The organism is Amycolatopsis sp. NBC_00438, from assembly GCF_036026695.1.
Classification (GTDB): Bacteria; Actinomycetota; Actinomycetes; order Mycobacteriales; family Pseudonocardiaceae; genus Amycolatopsis.
Genome location: NZ_CP107923.1, coordinates 4711471 through 4728741, shown reverse-complemented (window position 1 = coordinate 4728741; position 17271 = coordinate 4711471). Strand labels below are relative to the sequence as shown.

15 protein-coding genes and 1 pseudogene are annotated in these 17271 nt (G+C 67.3%); 10 read left to right on the top strand and 6 right to left on the bottom strand.

Features of this window, described 5'->3' with window-relative positions; all coding sequences use genetic code 11:
• The 3 genes from OG494_RS20800 (at position 1) to OG494_RS20790 (ending at position 3707) form a co-directional block, all read left to right on the top strand.
• Positions 1 to 1209, top strand: coding sequence for a cytochrome P450 (locus tag OG494_RS20800; protein WP_328458178.1), 1209 nt, complete (start codon positions 1 to 3; stop codon positions 1207 to 1209).
• A 92-nt stretch (positions 1210 to 1301) separates the two neighbouring features.
• Positions 1302 to 2150, top strand: a complete 849-nt coding sequence (locus tag OG494_RS20795) for an SAM-dependent methyltransferase (RefSeq protein WP_328458177.1) — start codon at positions 1302 to 1304, stop codon at positions 2148 to 2150.
• A gap of 75 nt (positions 2151 to 2225) precedes the next feature.
• Positions 2226 to 3707 (top strand): MFS transporter, encoded by a 1482-nt coding sequence (locus OG494_RS20790; RefSeq protein WP_328458175.1) that lies wholly within the window; start codon positions 2226 to 2228, stop codon positions 3705 to 3707.
• A gap of 209 nt (positions 3708 to 3916) precedes the next feature.
• On the opposite strand, the gene OG494_RS20785 is transcribed toward OG494_RS20790, so the two are convergent.
• The 3 genes from OG494_RS20785 to OG494_RS20775 form a co-directional block, all read right to left on the bottom strand.
• Positions 3917 to 5152, bottom strand: coding sequence for a hypothetical protein (locus OG494_RS20785; protein ID WP_328458173.1), 1236 nt, complete (start codon positions 5150 to 5152; stop codon positions 3917 to 3919).
• 382 nt (positions 5153 to 5534) lie between these two features.
• A complete protein-coding gene (locus OG494_RS20780; RefSeq protein ID WP_328458171.1) occupies positions 5535 to 5942 on the bottom strand; it encodes a RidA family protein in 408 nt (135 codons plus the stop codon).
• 237 nt (positions 5943 to 6179) lie between these two features.
• Positions 6180 to 6797, bottom strand: coding sequence for a TetR/AcrR family transcriptional regulator (locus tag OG494_RS20775; protein ID WP_328458169.1), 618 nt, complete (start codon positions 6795 to 6797; stop codon positions 6180 to 6182).
• Between the two features lie 162 nt (positions 6798 to 6959).
• Here OG494_RS20775 and OG494_RS20770 point away from each other — a divergent pair, with 162 nt between their 5' ends.
• The 6 genes and pseudogenes from OG494_RS20770 to OG494_RS20745 all read left to right on the top strand — a co-directional run bounded on the left by OG494_RS20770 (position 6960) and on the right by OG494_RS20745 (position 13854).
• Positions 6960 to 7883, top strand: coding sequence for an SDR family NAD(P)-dependent oxidoreductase (locus tag OG494_RS20770; RefSeq protein ID WP_328458167.1), 924 nt, complete (start codon positions 6960 to 6962; stop codon positions 7881 to 7883).
• A gap of 59 nt (positions 7884 to 7942) precedes the next feature.
• Complete coding sequence (locus OG494_RS20765) at positions 7943 to 8689, top strand: SDR family oxidoreductase (RefSeq protein WP_328458165.1); 747 nt, start codon at positions 7943 to 7945, stop codon at positions 8687 to 8689.
• Between the two features lie 182 nt (positions 8690 to 8871).
• A pseudogene (locus OG494_RS20760) lies at positions 8872 to 9097 on the top strand (transposase family protein); the annotation flags it as partial.
• Positions 9098 to 9608: 511 nt separating this feature from the next.
• A complete protein-coding gene (locus OG494_RS20755) occupies positions 9609 to 10517 on the top strand; it encodes an SDR family oxidoreductase (RefSeq protein ID WP_328458163.1) in 909 nt (302 codons plus the stop codon).
• Positions 10518 to 10690: 173 nt separating this feature from the next.
• Complete coding sequence (locus OG494_RS20750) at positions 10691 to 12358, top strand: NAD-dependent malic enzyme (RefSeq protein WP_328458161.1); 1668 nt, start codon at positions 10691 to 10693, stop codon at positions 12356 to 12358.
• Positions 12358 to 13854: a class II fumarate hydratase gene (locus tag OG494_RS20745; RefSeq protein ID WP_328458159.1), complete on the top strand. Its 1497-nt coding sequence runs from the start codon at positions 12358 to 12360 to the stop codon at positions 13852 to 13854. Before OG494_RS20750 ends, OG494_RS20745 begins: the two co-directional genes overlap by 1 nt.
• A 136-nt stretch (positions 13855 to 13990) precedes the next feature.
• On the opposite strand, the gene OG494_RS20740 is transcribed toward OG494_RS20745, so the two are convergent.
• Both OG494_RS20740 and OG494_RS20735 read right to left on the bottom strand, forming a co-directional pair.
• On the bottom strand, positions 13991 to 14941 hold the full coding sequence (locus tag OG494_RS20740) for a LysR family transcriptional regulator (RefSeq protein ID WP_328458157.1): 951 nt from the start codon (positions 14939 to 14941) through the stop codon (positions 13991 to 13993).
• Positions 14938 to 15387 (bottom strand): hypothetical protein, encoded by a 450-nt coding sequence (locus OG494_RS20735; protein ID WP_328458155.1) that lies wholly within the window; start codon positions 15385 to 15387, stop codon positions 14938 to 14940. The genes OG494_RS20740 and OG494_RS20735 overlap by 4 nt, the downstream gene beginning before the upstream one ends.
• A gap of 206 nt (positions 15388 to 15593) precedes the next feature.
• Between OG494_RS20735 and OG494_RS20730 the strand changes: the two genes are divergently transcribed.
• Positions 15594 to 15854 (top strand): hypothetical protein, encoded by a 261-nt coding sequence (locus OG494_RS20730; RefSeq protein WP_328458153.1) that lies wholly within the window; start codon positions 15594 to 15596, stop codon positions 15852 to 15854.
• Positions 15855 to 15968: 114 nt separating this feature from the next.
• On the opposite strand, the gene OG494_RS20725 is transcribed toward OG494_RS20730, so the two are convergent.
• Complete coding sequence (locus OG494_RS20725; protein ID WP_328458151.1) at positions 15969 to 17177, bottom strand: cytochrome P450; 1209 nt, start codon at positions 17175 to 17177, stop codon at positions 15969 to 15971.
• Positions 17178 to 17271 lie beyond the last annotated feature (94 nt).

The window sequence follows — 17271 nt, the reverse complement described above, 5'->3', positions numbered from 1 at the left end:
GTGATCACCCGATTCGACGAGTGGGGGGTCGACGAGCGCCAGTACTGGCTGCGCGGCATCGAGCCCGAGAAGGCCGTCGGCTACGACCCCGAGACCCGGATGTGGCACGTGTACGGCCACCCCGAGAACGTGCAGCTGCTGAGCAAGCCGAAGGTGTTCTCCTCGAACCTGCAGCGGGTGATGGGCGCCGAGATCGGCGGCGACAACCCGGAGGAGACCTACGACGAGCTGCTCTACATGGACCCGCCGGACCACACCCGGTTGCGCAAGCTCGTCAGCCACGCGTTCACGGCCAAGGTCGTGGCCGACCTGGAGCCGAAGATCGCGGCCCTGACGCACGAACTGCTCGACGAGGTCCAGTCCTCGGACCGGCTCGAGCTGGTGAGCGAGCTGGCCTACCCGCTGCCGGTCACCGTGATCTGCGAGCTGCTCGGCATCCCGGCCGGTGACCGCGACCTGTTCCGCAAGCAGGCCGAGTCGCTGATGCCGTCCACTTCGGACGACGTCCAGCTGGTCGGCCGGTTCGAGGGCCAGGAAGAGGTCACGAAGACGGTCATCCAGCGGCACCGGGAGTTCGCCGAGTACCTGCAGCAGTTCGTCGACGACCGGCGGAAGAAGCCGCGCGAAGACCTGCTGAGCGGGCTCGTGCACGCCGAGGTCGACGGGGAACGCCTGACCGGCAAGGAAGTCGCGAGCCTCGTCGACACGCTGCTGCTCGCCGGGCACCTCAACACCACGATGATGCTCAGCAACACCATCTTGTGCCTGGACGCGCACCCGGAGGAGTTCCGGCGTACCCGCGAGGACCGGTCCCGGCTGCCGGGCGTCGTCGAGGAGTCGCTGCGCTACCTGCCGCCCTTCTCGGTGACCTCCCGGGTGACCGCGGTCGAGACGGAGCTCGGCGGCGAGACGATCCCGGCCGACCAGCTGGTGATGGTGTGGATGGCCACGGCCAACCGCGATCCCCGCGTGTTCGACGCGCCGGCGGAGTTCCGCCCGGAGCGCCACCCCAACCCGCACCTGACGTTCTCGCGCGGCATCCACTTCTGCGTCGGCGCCGGGCTGGGCCGGCTGGAGGGGCGTGTCGCCCTGAACACGCTCCTGGACCGCTTCCCCCACCTGGCCACGATTCCCGATGAACCGCCGCGGTTCATCCGCACCGACCAGATGTTCAACGCGCACACGCTGCCGCTCGCCGTCTCCAGCTGAGCGGCTCCTACGACGGGAGGAGTCACGCAACTTCCGAGAACTTCCAGGCACAGCCCGTGTATCCGACCGCACCACACGTCAAGGAGAGCTTCATGACCACCGAGTCGCTGCCCAAGCCCGAAGAAGTCGGCACCTTCTACGACGCGACCAACGACCTGATGACCCAGTTCCTGGGTGGGAGCACGCACTACGGCTACTGGACCGGCCCGGACGACGACAGCACGTTCGAGCAGGCGGCCGACCGGCTCACCGACATCCTGACCGGCAAGCTCGGCGCGACGGCGGGCGAGAAGATCCTCGACGTCGGCTGCGGCCAGGGCAACCCGGGCGTGCGCACGGCGGTCCGCACCGGCGCGGACCTGACCGGCATCTCGATCAGCGCCCGGGACGTCGAGGTCTCGAACGCCCGCGCCGAGCGCGAGGGCGTCGCCGACCGGGTGCGTTTCCAGCGCGCCGACGCCATGGAACTGCCCTTCGAAGACAACTCCTTCGACCACGTCTTCGCGCTCGAGTCGATCGTCTGCGTGCCGGACCGCGTCCAGGCGCTCAAGCAGATCGCGCGGGTGATCAAGCCGGGCGGGTTCGTCGCGCTCACCGACTTCAGCGACCGCGACGCCGCGGCCAACGCGCAGAAGAAGAAGGACCTGGAAGCGGTCGGCGAGTCGTGGCACACCGCGCCGCTGGTCACCGAGGCGGACTACGAGACGTTCGCCGCCGCCGCGGGCCTGGAGGTCGTCGAGGTCACCGACATCACCCTCAACACCAAGTACACCGAGGAGCGGTTCTACGGGCCGCTGCGCGAGTACGCCGCGACCCACGACGTCCCGCCGGAGATCACGCAGGTGCTGGAGATCGCGCCCAGCCCGGAGGAACTGAAGGCGATGAGCGACGGCGCCCCCTCGGTCGGCGTGCTCCTGATCGTCCTGCGCAACCCCGCCTAGGACGCTTTCCGGCTGGAGGCCGGGCTTTCCGGCCTCCAGCCGGCTCGCGGCAAGACCACAGAAAGGAAGACGCACATGTCCGAGGACCGCGCCGCCCGCGCCGCCCGCGCTGTCGCCGACACCCAGGAGGTGTCCGCGCCGCCGGCCCCGGACCCCCGGCGCTGGGTGCTGCTGGCCGTGGTGGTCACCGCGCAGCTGCTGGTGGTGCTGGACGCCACGGTGATCAACATCGCGCTGCCGTCCGCGCAGAACGCGCTGCACATCTCCGACGCGGACCGGCAGTGGGTCATCACCGCGTACACGCTCACCTTCGGCGGGCTGCTGCTGCTCGGCGGGCGCGTTGCGGACTACGCGGGCCGCAAGCGCGTGTTCCTGATCGGCCTGGCCGGCTTCGCGGTGGCGTCCGCCCTGAGCGGCGCGGCGACGACCGGGTGGATGCTGTTCGTCGGCCGCGGGCTGCAGGGGGTGTTCGGCGCGCTGCTCGCCCCCGCCGCGCTGTCCCTGATCACGGTCACCTTCACCGAGATGGGGGAGCGGGCCAAGGCGTTCGGCATCTTCGGCGCGGTCAGCGGCGCCGGTGCCGCGGTCGGCGCGCTCGTCGGCGGCGTGCTCACCGAGTACGCCAGCTGGCGCTGGTGCCTGTTCTTCAACATCCCGGTGGTGGCCATCGCCTTCGCCTTCGCGGTGCCGAACATGCGGGAGAGCAGGATCGAAGGCCGCGCGCGGTACGACGTCGCGGGCGCGCTGCTCGGCACGGTCGGCCTGATCGCCCTGGTCTACGGCTTCACCACGGCGGCCGGTGAGGGCTGGGGCTCCGGCCTGACGCTCGGCCTGATCGCGTTCGCGCTGGTGCTGCTGGCCGCGTTCGTCGTGGTCGAGGCGAAGGTGCGCGCCCCGCTGCTGCCGCTGCGGGTGGTGCTCGACCGCGACCGCGGCACCGCCTACCTGACGTCGGTCCTGCTCGGCGTCGGCAGCATGGGCATGTTCCTGTTCATGATGTACTACGTCCAGCAGACGCTGGGGTACTCGGCGCTGCAGGCCGGGATCGTCTTCCTGCCGTTCCCGATCTGCGTGGTCCTGACCGCGACCTACACCGCGAAACTCCTGCCCCGGTTCGGGGCGCGGGCGCTGATGACGCTGGGTGCGGCGCTGGCCGCGGTGGCCGTGCTGGCGCTGACCCTGCTGGAGCCGGATTCGTCGTACTTCGGCCTGATCCTGCCGGTGCTGGTCGTGATGAGCGTCGGCATGGGGCTGGTGTACACGCCGATGAACAACGTCGCGCTGAGCGGGATCGACTACGCCGACGCGGGTGTCGCGAGCGCGCTGGTGAACACGTCGCAGCAGATCGGCGGTTCACTGGGCACGGCGCTGCTCAACACGATCTTCACGACGTCGGTCGCGTCCTACCTCGCCACCACACCGGGCGACGCGGTGGCGGCCACGATGCACGGTTACCACGTGGCGTTCGCGGTCAGCGCGGTGCTGCTGGTGGCGAGCGCGGTGCTGGTCTGCGCGTTCGTCCGGGCGCTGCCGAAGACGCCGCGCGTCACCGCCTGAGCCGAACCCGCCGGTGACGGTCCACAGTGGACCGTCACTGGCGGGTTCGGCCGGCCGTTACCGCTGCGGCGCTGACCGCGGGGCCCCTTGGCGCGACCTGCAGCACAAACGATGCCGGCGCCGTGGCTTCGTCGTGGTGCTCAGCCACGCCGTCGCCATGGACGACTCGGCGACGGGCGAGTCCGCTGCCATGACCTCCTGCCGACCGGTCAGCGGTCGCGCCACTCGCCGCTCTCGGTGAGGTAGGCGCCGGTGGGCCGCAACGTCGTCCTGGCAAGGGCGTTGAACCGCTTCGTGTTCCCGTCCCACTTCGCGAACAACGGAAACAGCGCGGAGCGGTGTGCGCGGTAGGCCACCACGATCTCGTTCACCTTCTGCACGGCGCCCGCACCGAGGATCACGCTGTGCTGCAGCGCGTTGGTCCGCCGGGCGGCGAGGTCGGTGTCGTCCGCCATCACCTCGTCCTCGCCGCGCGCCCGCTGGACCCGGCCGGTGACGCCGTAGCGGATCTTCGGCGGGTCCTCCGGCCGCTGGCTCACGTCGACCAGCGTCGTGTGCATGTCACTGCCCTGGGCGAACCGGAGGTGGGTGAACGAACTGCGCTTGATGCCCAGGTCGGTGCCATCCGGATCGCGCAGGGTCGTGATCGCGTGGAAGATCTGCGCGTCGTCCTCGGTGGGCACCGGCATGAACACCACGATGGAGTCTTTGTACGGTTTGAGCTGGCCAAGAACGGTCAGCGGCTCTTTCGTGCTGTCCAGCAGCGTCGCGCTCAGGTCGTGCAGGCCGAGTTCGTACTTGCGGCGGCGGCCGGTCTCGGGGTCGAAGAAGTTCGTGGGCTCCAGCCGCGCCAGGATGCCGCCGGCGCCCCGGTCCAGCACGATCTCGCGGCTGCGCGCCGCGTTCCGCCGGTCGAACTTGTTCTGCACGGTGAACGTGCCGCCCATGACCGACGTCGACCCGATCTGCCGCGCCGACATCCGGTTCTGCGCGAACGCGGTCTGCCAGGTCTCGGCCGCCTCGGCGTCGCGCACCCGCGACCACCACGCGTCGATCTCGTGCTTGCGTTCGGCCCACGTGTCGCCGGCGCCGCCCAGCTTCGACCGGCCCAGCCGGAGCAGTTCGGCCTCGGTGGCCGCCTGCACGGCCGCACGCTGCTCGGCCTTCTCCTTCTGCTCGGCGATCCAGCGGGGGTCGTTGCGCTGCTGGAGGACGACGTCCATGTCCTTGAGCGCGACGTCCTCCACCCACGGCGCCCGGCCGCGACCGAGGATGCCGCGCAGCTCGGTCAAGTGGGGGACGGACAGATCCGACGTGGACGCCAGGTACTGCATGACCATGACGCCGTCGACCATCTTCTGCTCGCCGGTCGTCACCAGGGCCGCGAACCTGGCCTTGTCGCCGTCCTGGATGCCCTTGCCCCACGCCGAGCCTTTGATCAACATCTATGGTCCGCTCCTCGTCGCCACGTGCCGGTCAGCCGTCACGGAATCGCCGGGGACCGCGCTTCCGTTAACTGCCGTCCGGACAGATAACCCGATCGGCCGAGTCGTGCTACCCCGTATGCAGTCGGTCCGACACCATGATCGGGGTCCACGACTGCCGGCGGGACCCAGCGGTTCGCCGGTCAACGGCTGGTAGCAGTTGCCGAGCGACCCGTCAGGGGTCGGTCGCAGACACTGCGCGCGCAGCTCACTGTCCCGTTCGACCGGCTCGCGCCGGTCGAACGCATGTCGGCGACGAGGCGTCGGCCGAGCTGGACGTGCTGGTCGGGTTCGATGACGATCCGGCCGACGAGGCCACCCGCTACGGCGGCACGTGCCGCCCCTAGTCAATCACGGCGATGGCTTCGACTTCGACCAAAAGATCGGGGGAGTACAAGGCGGCGACGCCTATCAGCGTTCCTGGCGCGTGGAGCGTAACGCCGAGTTTCGCGAGGGCCCGATCACGACCCTCGGTAACCAATTTCATTTTGTCCATGCTCCAATCAGTGACATAGGTGGTCAGCTTCGCGACGTTGTCGAACGAGCCGCCCGCTTCGGCGAGCGCCGCGCCGACGTTGAGAAAGCATTGCTCAACCTGTGCGGCGAGGTCACCTTCGCCCACCAAGGTTCCGTCCGCGTTCCAGGCGACCTGGCCGGCCATGAACACAAGTTTCGATCCGGTGGCTATTGAGACCTGCCGGAAAAAGCCCACCTTCGGCAGTTCCTTGGGGTCGATCAAGCTGATGGTCATGTCTTTCGCCAATCTGTAGTGGGGCGCACGAGCTGCAGGCTGCGGTGACGGCATTGCCGCTGCGGAACGGCGGGCCCGCAGGTGAGCCCGCTTGCAACGCCGTCCCGCCAGCTGTGGTGGTGACGGCCGGCGCGGGCTCGGATGACGCAGGCGTTTGAGGACTCGGATTACGGCGACCGAGAGCACCAGCGCCAACTCGATGCCGGCGATGACGTGGTGCGAAGTCGCGCACCGCCGTCAGGGGCCTGGCTGAACTTCATCGATCCAGCGGTCGACGCGATCAGCTTCGCGTCTCAAGAGCTCCGGGGAGGCCGTGGCATGGGAGACGACCGCGGTCCCCTGGTAGGCGGTGATCATCTCGACGGCGAGCTCATGAGCGTCGCTGCGTCCCATTTCCCGGAACTGCTGCTCGGCCCCGTCGACGAGGGCTTGCATCAGCTTGGCCGAATGCGGCTCTGGGCCCGTCACGCGCTTGGAGAGCTCGGTGCAGAGAGAGCCGATGGGACAGCCGCGCTGCGCAATCATCTCGGCTTCCTCCGACAGCGATCTGAACAGTGCCTTGAGTCGATCGGCCGGAGCGTCATACTGCTCGGCCAAAGCCGCATACGTTGACTCGATCTCTGCGGTCCGCATGGAGACGACAGCATCGACGATGTCGTCCTTCGCCTTGAAGTAGTAGTACACGTTGCCCAAGGGAACGCCGGAAGCAGCAGAGATGTCGGCGATCGTCGTCCGCTCCACTCCCTGTTCGTAGAACACCTGAGAAGCGCCGGCGATCAGTCGGTCTCGCTTCCCTCGGCGCTCCTGAGCTCGTGATCCGCCCTCGGTCATCGCGTCAGTCACCTCGCTCGGCACCAGGCTGTGTGTCAGTCACCTAACTTACTGTAGACGATGCCGTCGTGTCCGGCTAGTGTGTTAGTTGACTGACTAACTACGGAGGGCGCCCATGAGCCGGTACGCACGTAAGAAGGCTGTGATCAGCCTGGCTGGGCCCGCGGAAGGTGCGAGGGCATCACGATGAGCGCGGTCCCGGTGAGGACCGTGCTGATCACGGGCGCCAACGCCGGAATCGGCAAGGATGTGGCCCGGCAGCTGGCATTGCGCCCTGAGATGGCGCGGATCTACCTGGCGTGCCGGAACCGGGATCGGGCGAGCGAGGCCAAGGCCGAACTCGAAGCGAAGACCGGCCGGAACATCTTCGAGATCGTCCTCATGGACGTCGCCGACCCGGGTTCGGTCCGCGCCGCCTTGGCAGGCATCAACGGATCCCTCGACGCGCTGGTCATGAACGCCGGCGGAGTCGGCGGCCGGACGCCGACGGCTTTGACCGCCGACGGGGTCACCACAGTCTTCGCGGTGAACGTTCTGGGGCACGCCGTCCTGCTCGAGACGCTCCTGGCCGAGGACCGGCTCGGCGAGGTGGCGGTCTACGCCGGAAGCGAAGCGGCCAGGGGAGTCCCGAAGTTCGGGATGAAACGGCCATCGTTCGTCTCGACCTCCGCCGATGAACTCGCGACCGTCATCAACGGCAGCTACTTCGCGGGCAGAAAGCCCGACCGCAACCTGGCCCACGGGCAGGTCAAGTACATCGCGGCCCTGTGGATGGCCTACCTGGCCCGCCAATACCCCGGCCGACGATTCATCACCATGAGCCCTGGTAACACGTCCGGCACTGAAGGACCCGACGATATGGGCCTCCCACTGCGCCTGGCGGCCAGATACGTCATGCCAGTCCTGAAGATCTCCCACAAACTTGAGGTGGGCGCAGGGCGACTGGTCGACGGTGTCACCGATCCCACCCTGTCGAGTGGTGTTTTCTACGCCAGCGCCGCCAACACGACCACCGGTCCCCTCGTTGACCAGGCGGACATCTTCCCCGACCTGGCCAACCCGTCCTTTCAGGATCACGCTGACGAGGCCATCCACCGCTTTATCGCCTAAAGACATTCGCGCAATGGTCTGAAACCAACTGGACGCCCCGGTGTCGCAAGGAGAAAACCATGGATCGGTACGAAGGTAAAAAGGTTGTCATCATCGGCGGCACCAGCGGCATAGGGCTCGCAACGGCGAAGATGCTCCTCGACGGAGGTGCGCGCGTTCTGGTGACCGGGCGCTCGCAGGCAGGCCTGGATTCGGCCCAGGAGGAGATCGGAAAGGACGCCATCGTGGTTTCGAGCGACGCGCGTTCGCTGGCGGACCTCGACGCTCTCGCCGATCGGGCGAAGGCGGAGTTCGGCACCTTGGACCTGCTCTTCGTCAACGCCGGGTTCAGCCTCTTCGCCCCCCTCGGGCAAACGACCGAGGCGACCTTCGACGAGATGTTCAACCTGAACGCCAAGGGCCCGTTTTTCGCGGTGCAGAAACTTTCGCCGCTGATCACCGACGGCGGTTCCATTGTCCTCACGACCTCGACCGCAAACGTCAAAGGGATGCCCCTGCTCGCCGCATACGGAGGGGCCAAGGCTGCGCTGCGAAACTTCGCTCGGATGTTCGCTGCCGAGCTTCTTCCCCGGGGGATTCGCGTCAACGCGGTATCACCCGGCCCTACCGACACGCCGATCGCCGGCAAATCGATGCCCGACAAAGATCTGGAAGCCCAGGTCACCGCGCAGCTGCGTGAAGCCAATCCGATGAAGCGCTTCGGAACGGCGGAGGAACTCGCCACGGCTGTCCTCTTCCTCGCTTTCGACGCGACCTTCATCACCGGCCTCGAACTTCCGGTCGACGGGGGCTGGTCGCAACTCTGAGGCTGCCTCGGCCGGCGGCGGCACACGCCTTCGGAGAGAGGGCGTGTGATCGCCATCGGACGCGATCGGGGAGAGGCCGACATGCAAAGGTAACTGATCAGGTTGCTCGAGTTCGGTGTGAGGCTCCGCGATGGCGTTCTCGGCATCCGTGGGTTGACTCGGAATCCGGACTCACGGCAGCGGCCACCGCCCCGGTGCTGGCCGACGGCGGCTATCAAGGCAACCCCGCGGTCCGTCATACCCTACCGCAAACCTCGCGACGGCAGTGAACTCCCAGACTGGCAAGAGGATCTCAACGCCACCCACCGCAAGGTCCGCGCTCGCGTCGAACATGTCCTGGCCCGGATGAAGAACTTCAAGACCCTCCGCGACCACCGCCGCGCCGCCGGCACGCTCGCCGACATCTGACGGCACGCTCGCTCCGCGACTGGACATGAACGACCGGTTGCTCACGATTGTCACTTCAGCGGACCTGCGCCGCAGTGCGGATAGCTGGGAGCAAGTCCCGCGCGAGGAGCAGTGCCGCGTGAGGTCAGTGGATTCCAGGGGTGCTTGGCGAGCCTGTAGCGGAGTTCAGAATGTCAGCAGCGCTGGCCGCCGAACCCGTGGACGTGGTCGATGACGCGGAGAGAGCGCCATCGTCTGCTGTGCAGATCTGCAAGCTCGGCCTGCCGATCTGCCTCCTTCCGGGCTGACCCGCAACCACCTAGCGTGGTATCCGAACCCGCTACTGGGCCAGCCGGGTTCGGGCGCAAGGCCACGTATGGCTCATCGACCGATGTGCTGCGGGTTGCGTGTCGTCGACTTCGCGAACAGGTGGGTGGCCGGCAACGTCAGGCGTGCAGCACAAGGTCGCCCCACCCGCCTGACCTCGTACCCGGCGCTCGCAAGCCGAGGACCTACGAAGGGAACCAAACGCATGACCACCTCTACTTCGCTGAAGAAGGTCCTGATCACGGGAGCCGGAACAGGCTTCGGATACGAGGTGGCCATGCGCCTGGCCGAGAAGGGTTTCGACGTCGTGGCCGCGGTCGAGATCTACGGTCAGGTGCAAACCCTCAAGCGACAGGCAGCTGAGCGAGGCGTCACGTTGCAGGTCGAGAAGCTCGACGTCACCAACGACGGGGATCGACGCAAGGCGCTGGACTGGGGCATCGAGATCCTCGTCAACAACGCCGGTATCGGCGAGGGTGGGTCCACCGTGGACATTCCTGCCTGGAACATCCGCCACCAGTTCGAGGTCAACGTCACCGGGCCGCTGCTGCTCACCCAGGGCATCGCCAAGCAGATGGCCAAGCGCGGCACCGGCCGCATCATCTGGGTGTCCTCGCGCGAGGGGCTGAACGTGAACCCCTTCACCGGCATCTACGCCGCATCGAAGCACGCAGTCGAGGCTATCGCCGAGAGTATGAAGGACGAGTTGCAGGAGTTCGGCGTTGAGGTTGCGACCATGAATCCGGGGCCGTTCCTGACCGGGTTCAACGACCGGATCTTCCAGACCTGGGAGGGTTGGGAAGACGACCCGTCACAGCGCCTCTTCGACTACGCGAAGCTCGCCTTCCCACGCGCGCAATTCAACCCGGAGCCGGTGTACACGACGCTCACGGCGCTCGCAGCAGGCGAGATAGACAGCTACCGCAACCTCGAGCCCAAGTCGATGCTCGAAGAAACGAAGAGCTTGATCGACGCACCGTGGAGCAAGAAGACCACCGACGGTCTCGGAGAACGCAACGACGGCATCCAGAAGGCGTTCGACATGACTCCCGAACAACTTCGAGACGATCAGGAACCCATCCCCGCGCTGCCGTCTCGGCCAATCGACGACTGAGCCACCCGATGAGCACTCCGTCTCCCGGCCCGCGCCAATTCCCGACCTGAAGCGGCGAGGACAACGCGCCCGGCCCAACGGCCTGCCACATCCATCTCGAGGCCAAGGCCGGTGACATCGACGATCCGCCCAGCTACCAAAGGGTCCCAACAGTCCAGAGTCTCGAGGTTTCCATGAACGCTCATGCCGCCGATAAAGCCCAGATGGTTCTGCGCGACTCGCTGCGCAACCGCGGAACCGCATTCAGCGAGGAGCAGCGCCGTGCCCTCGGTCTCGTCGGCCGGCTCCCGTCTGCGATCGAATCGCTCGACGAGCAGGCAGGCCGCTGCTACGAGCAGCTGTCGCGCAGGCCGACGGCCATGGACAAATTCATCTACCTCGACATGCTGCACGACCGCAACGAAGTCCTGTACTTCAAGATCTTGACCGACCATCTCGCCGAGCTTCTTCCGGTCGTGTACGACCCAACGGTCGGCGAGGCGATCAAGGATTGGAGCCGCGACTACCGCGTCTCGCAGGCCGTCTTCCTCTCTGTGGACCGCGTGGATGACATTCGCGAATCCTTGCAGTCCTTCGGATTGGGTGCCGAAGACGTCGACCTCATCGTCTGCAGTGACGCCGAAGAGATCTTGGGCATCGGCGACTGGGGTGTCAACGGTGTCGACATCTCTCTCGGCAAGCTCGCCGTCTACGTCGCAGCCGCCGGCATTCACCCAGGCCGGGTCATCGCGGTCAACCTCGATTGCGGAACGAACAATACGGCGCTGCTCAACGACCCGACCTACCTGGGCAACCGTCATTCGCGGGTGGCCGGTGAACGCTACGACCAGTTCGTCGACGACTACGTCAAGCACGCGGCCGAGCTGTTTCCGAAGGCAATCCTGCACTTCGAAGACTTCGGCCCGGAGAACGCCCGACGCATCCTGGACGAGTACCGCGACGAGTACCGGATCTTCAACGACGACATGCAGGGCACCGGCGCCATCGTGGTGGCCTCCGTGTTGTCCGGGATGAAGGTCACCCACCAGGGATTCGCCGACCAGCGACTGGTCGTCTTCGGCGCGGGCACAGCCGGCTCGGGGATGGCCGACCAGCTTTCGGCCGGCATGGTCCGCGACGGGTTGTCCGAAGAAGAGGCCAAGAAGCGGGTCTGGCTCATCGACAAGCAGGGCCTGATCATCGACGACATGCCGGACTTGCCGAACTACCAGCAGGTGTACGCCCGCCCCGCCGCCGAGGTGAGCGACTGGACCAGGACGGACGGCCGGATCGATCTGCTCACCGTGGTGCAACAGGTCAAGCCGACGATCCTCATCGGAACCTCCACGGTGCACGGTGCGTTCACCGAAGAGGTCGTGAGCGCGTTGTGCGACGGGGTCGAGCGACCGATACTGCTGCCGCTGTCGAACCCGACCGAACGCATCGAGGTGATGCCCCAGGCCGCGATCCGGTGGTCCGACGGCAAAGCGCTCGTCGCGACCGGGATCCCGGCCGACGCCATCGAACACAACGGCACCACCTTCACGATCGGACAGGCGAACAACGCGCTCCTGTACCCCGGTCTCGGCCTGGGCGCCGTGGTTTCCGGTGCCACCCACGTCACCGACGGCATGCTGCTCGCCGCGGCCGAAGCGGTCGCGTCGCAGGTCGACCCGACAGCGCTCGGCGCCTCACTGCTGCCTCCGGTGGAGAACCTGCGTGCCTCGTCGGCGACCGTCGCCTACGCCGTCGCCCAAGCCGCCGTCCGCGACGGTGTGGCCACCCAGGAGCACGACGACCTCACCCAAGCCGTGCAGGACGCGATGTGGCAGCCCGTCTACTCGAACGAGCAGGACGTCTGATGGCGCGCAAGAGCGAGGAGCTCACCCTGCGGGAAGTCCCCATCGGTACCGGCTCCACCGGCAAGCGCACCGAGACCGATTCGATGGGCGCCATCGAGGTCCCCGCCAACCGGTACTGGGGCGCGCAGACCCAGCGGTCGTTGATTCACTTCTCCATCGGTGACGACCACATGCCCAAGGCCGTCTACCACGCCTACGGCTACGTCAAGAAAGCCGCCGCGCTGGTCAATCACGCCGCCGGCCGCATCGACGACGCGCGCAAGGACGCCATCGTGCAGGCTGCCGACGAGGCGATCGCGGGCCATCTCGACGCCCACTTCCCGCTCTACGTCTGGCAAACCGGCTCCGGTACCCAGTCGAACATGAACATCAACGAGGTGCTCGCCAACCGCGCCAGTCAGCTGCTGGGCGGGGAACTCGGCACGAAGACACCGGTGCACCCCAACGACCACGTCAACCTGGGCCAGTCCTCGAACGACACGTTCCCCACGGCGATGCACATCGCGACGATGCTCAAGATCCGCGGCAGTACGCTGCCGCAGATTCGGGCGCTCGCCGACGCCATCATGGTCAAGGCACAGTTGTGGGTCGATGTCGTCAAGACAGGCCGCACCCACCTTCAGGACGCCACCCCCGTCACCGTCGGTCAGGAATGGTCCGGCTGGGCGGTTCAGCTCCGGCAGGCCGCCGACCGTCTCGCGCAGAGTCTCGGAGGGCTTTGCGATCTGGCGGCAGGTGGAACCGCGGTCGGAACCGGGCTGAACGCCCCCGACGGGTTCGCCGAAGAGATGGCCGCAAAGCTGGCCGAACTGACGGACGCGCCGCTGCGGACGGCGCCGTCGAAGTTCGCGGCGCAAGGGTCCCTGGACGCGATGGTCGCGGTCTCGGCGGGCCTGCGTGGCGTCGCCGTCGCCCTGATGAAGGTCGCCAACGACATGCGGTGGTTGGCGTCGGGACCTCGCGCCGGGCTGCACGAACTGAAACTCCCCGAGAACGAACCCGGGTCCTCGATCATGCCCGGCAAGGTCAACCCGACCCAGCAGGAGGCCATGGTCATGGTGTGCCTGCAGGTCATCGGCGAAGACGGCATCGTCGCCGCCGCCGGATCCCAAGGCAACTTCGAACTCAACGCCATGCGTCCCATCATCATCAACAACGTCCTGCACTGCGCCACCGTCCTCGGCGACGCCTGCGACAAGCTGCGCGAGTACAGCGTGGAGGGCACCGAACTCGACCGCGAGCAGATCGACCGGTTCGTCGGCGCATCACTCATGCTCGTCACCGCCCTTTCTCCCGTCATCGGTTACGACAAGGCCTCCGCCATCGCGCACAAGGCCAATGACGAAGGCAGCACGCTACGGGAGGCCGCCCTCGCCGAAGGTGTGGACGCGGACGAGTTCGACCGGGTGGTCGACCCGAAGTTGATGGTCGGCGACCCACGTCGTGATCTTGCGATCAGCGAGACGAGCTTGATGCCACCTTCTGTGAACGCATGACAGCCTTCGGTGCGCAGCCGCCAGTACTGGCCGCTAACCCACGGCATCGCGCCGACGCCCCGTGAACGACGAGCCATGCGGCGTCCACCCAATCCAGGGGAAACGGCGGTGGGGTGAGGGGCGTTGAACGGGACGGTTACACGTCCGCGGTCATGGCCGCCGGCGGGTCAGCGTGCCAAATAAGCTCGTCCTGGCGGTTGTGAACCTCCCGGAGCAGCGCCTCGCGCACCACCCGCACCTCCCGCCGAGTCAACGCTTCTCGCCGCGCGGCCAGCGTGACCGGCACCCGCGGGAGCGGCACCGCAGCAGCGATGGGACGTAAGTCCGGCGCGGTGCCGGCCATGAACTTCGACAGCAGCGCTATCCCGACACCACGCCTGGTTGCTTCGAGCTGAGCGAAAATATTCGTCGAGCTGAACCGCACTACGGCGTTCGGGAGGTATCTGCCCAGGTCCACCTCTCTTACCCTCTGCATGGCATCGACGAAGAAGATGAGCGGATGGCGCTCGAGCTCCTCGAACGAGACCGGATCGCCGTGCTCCGTCAGGTACGTCTCGCTCGCAAAGAACCCAGAATCGTAATCACAGAGTTTCTCGGTGACCAATCTCGTGACCGGCGGTTGTCCGAGCGTGATGCCGAGATCGAAGGTCGACTCGCGCAAGGCGAGTTCACGTGCACCGGTGATGAGTTCCACGTTCAGGTCCGGGTGTTTTGCCTGCACTCGGGCAATGGCCGGAACGACGAACCGGGTTCCGAAACCGTCTGCGGCGGTCACCCGAACGGTGCCGGTGAGGGCGTCGGCCTCGGTGCCGGCCACGGCACGAATCGCACGGTCCACCGCCTTCTGGACAGTTCGGGCGTGCTCCACCACAGCGCGACCGGTCTCGGTCAGCTCCCACCCTTCGAGGCCACGGTCGAAAAGGCGCGAACCGAGTGCGTTCTCCAAGGCGCGAAGGCGCCGCGAGACCGTGGTGTGATCGACGCGGAGAAGCTTCGCGGCGGTCATCAGGCGGCCCGTGTCAGCCAAGGCAGCCAAAAAGCGGAGGTCGTCGGCACGCACGTCCCTGCCGTGGATGTGCGAGGTCACGCGGGAGCCGCCGGCCGGTGCGGGTTTTGCTGCGCGAGGGCGCCGACCGGGGCCGGCTGGTGTCCGAGGACGTCGTCGTACTTCCTGTGCGGCACGTCCTGGCGGTATAGCTGGGCGGGGTAGGCCTGGGTGTAGCGGGCGTTGGCGTGTGGGAACGCCCCGAAGGTGCCGAATGTCGTCTTCGGGAAGCGTGGTGCGAACAATGGGGCGGTGAGCGGCTCAGGCTCGACACCGGCGTTGGTGTCGGACAGGAACTCCTGAAGCGCGTCTTCCCGGCCCGGCTTGGCCTCGAGGTGGATGTAGTACGTCTTGTGGCCGGGAGTGTTGTCCTCGCAATGCATGACGAACCCGGGGTGTTCGTGATCGTCGCGGTTCAGGCCGGGAATTGGCACGGGACCGGGAGATACGGAGCTCGTCGGGTGGATCCTTCGTGGATTGGCGGACATCAACCCAGGCTAGGCCGACTGACTGCATCCGGCGACCCAAGCCTCCTGATCGGCCACCCGACCACCTCCCTGGCCACCGCGGTCGCCAACGCCTTGCGCTGACCCCCGGGTGCCGCGAACCCGGGGGGCGCCGGGGCAGATCCAGGTCCGGATTTCCGCCGCGTCGCTGAATCCGACCGACATCCGCCTGCCGGGCGGGGGATGAGGTGTTCGGCGAAGCGGTACCCAGCGCCATGCGCGTGGTGGTCAGTGCCAGCCGGCCGTCGCCGAGCACCGGTTCGCTCGCCGGGTTCGCGGTCTTCGAGGCGGACACCCCGCTGATCACCCATCGACCGGCCGGATTGCCGGCGGCGGACGCGGCAGCACTGGCGATGAGGGGAACGGCCGAAGTGAAGCAGGACGAGACCGGGTGGGGGCCGATCGCCTTAACGGACTGGGTATCGGGGGGTGATCAGTTCGACCCTTGAGGTGACCGAGGGCATTCCGCCGCGTCTTAGGGGGCGGCCCGCAGGCCGCCGGCGGACAACTCGTGGGTGGCGGTCATCGACCCTCCCTTGTGGACGGATGAGACGGGGCTGGGGTCACCAGGTGACCGGCAGGTCGTGCAGACCGCCGGTGAGCCGCTCGGTGTGCAGGCGCAGCCGGCTGGCGTCGACCGCGAGCCGGAGATCGGGCAGGCGGGTGAACAGCGTGGTCAGCGCCACCTTGAGTTCGGTGCGCGCCAGGCTCGCGCCGATGCAGTAGTGCGCCCCGTGCCCGAAGCTCAGATGGGCCGCGCCGGCGGGCCGGTCGGGGTCGAAGGCCTCGGGGTCCGGGAAAGCCGCCTCATCGCGGTTTCCGGCCAGCGTGGCGATGATGACCGCGTCCCCGGCAGCGATCTCGACGTCGCCGACGGTGATGTCCTCGCGGGCGTAGCGGGCCAAGCCGAAGTTCTCCGGCGCGGCCAGACGCAGGATCTCCTCGACGATGTGCGGGCGGCTCGCCGGGTCGTCGACCAGCCGCCGGCGTACCTCGGGGTTCTCCAGCAGCAACAGAGCGCCGATGCTGATCCGGTTGACGGTGGTCTCGTGTCCCGCGAAGAGAACGCCGGCGACCACGTGGGTCAGCTCGGCATCGGTGAACGCGGGATCGTCGCGCTGGGCCTGGACGAGATCGGTGATGACGTCCGGGCCGGGGTCCCGTCGCTTGACGTCGGCGAGCTCGCCGGCGTAGGCGAGCAGTTCGACGATCGCGGTGAAGGGGTCGTCGCCGGTCATGGTCGCGGAGCGTTCGGACAGGTCCTTGAAGTGGTCGCGGTCGCTGTAGGGCACTCCGAGCAACTGGCAGATGACGAAGATGGGCAGCGGCAGGGACAGGGCTTCGTGCAGGTCGACGACCTGGCCGGCCCCGCCCGCGGCGATCATGTCGTCGAGCAGGGAGTCGGCCAGCTGCTGCATCCCGTCCTCGAGGTGTCGCATCCGGCGCGCGGAGAACGACGGCACCAGGACCCGGCGCAGGCGGGCGTTGAAGGCGGGCTCGGCGTCGAACTCGCCGACCGGTCCGCCGTTGAACCCCGAATTGGAGATCCGGGGAGCTGTTTCCGGTTCGCGGTGGGAGCGGCCCAGTCGCGGATCGTTGAACAGCGCCCTGGCTTCGGCGTAGCCGGTGACCAGCCAGGCCGGGTCCCCGGCGGGCGTCAGCGCGCGGGTGATCGGGTGCCGGGCCCGCAGGTCCGTCCAGACGGGGCCGACGTCGAGGACCGCCGGGCGGTCGAACGGCAGTCGGGGCAGGTCCGCGGTGTCGGTCGTCACGGGCAACTCCCAGAGGTGGCTCTTGCTGACCTCCGGCAGCCTAGCGCTAAGTGGCACGCGCATGTCACTTAGCTTCCTTGTCGTGCATGCGGCA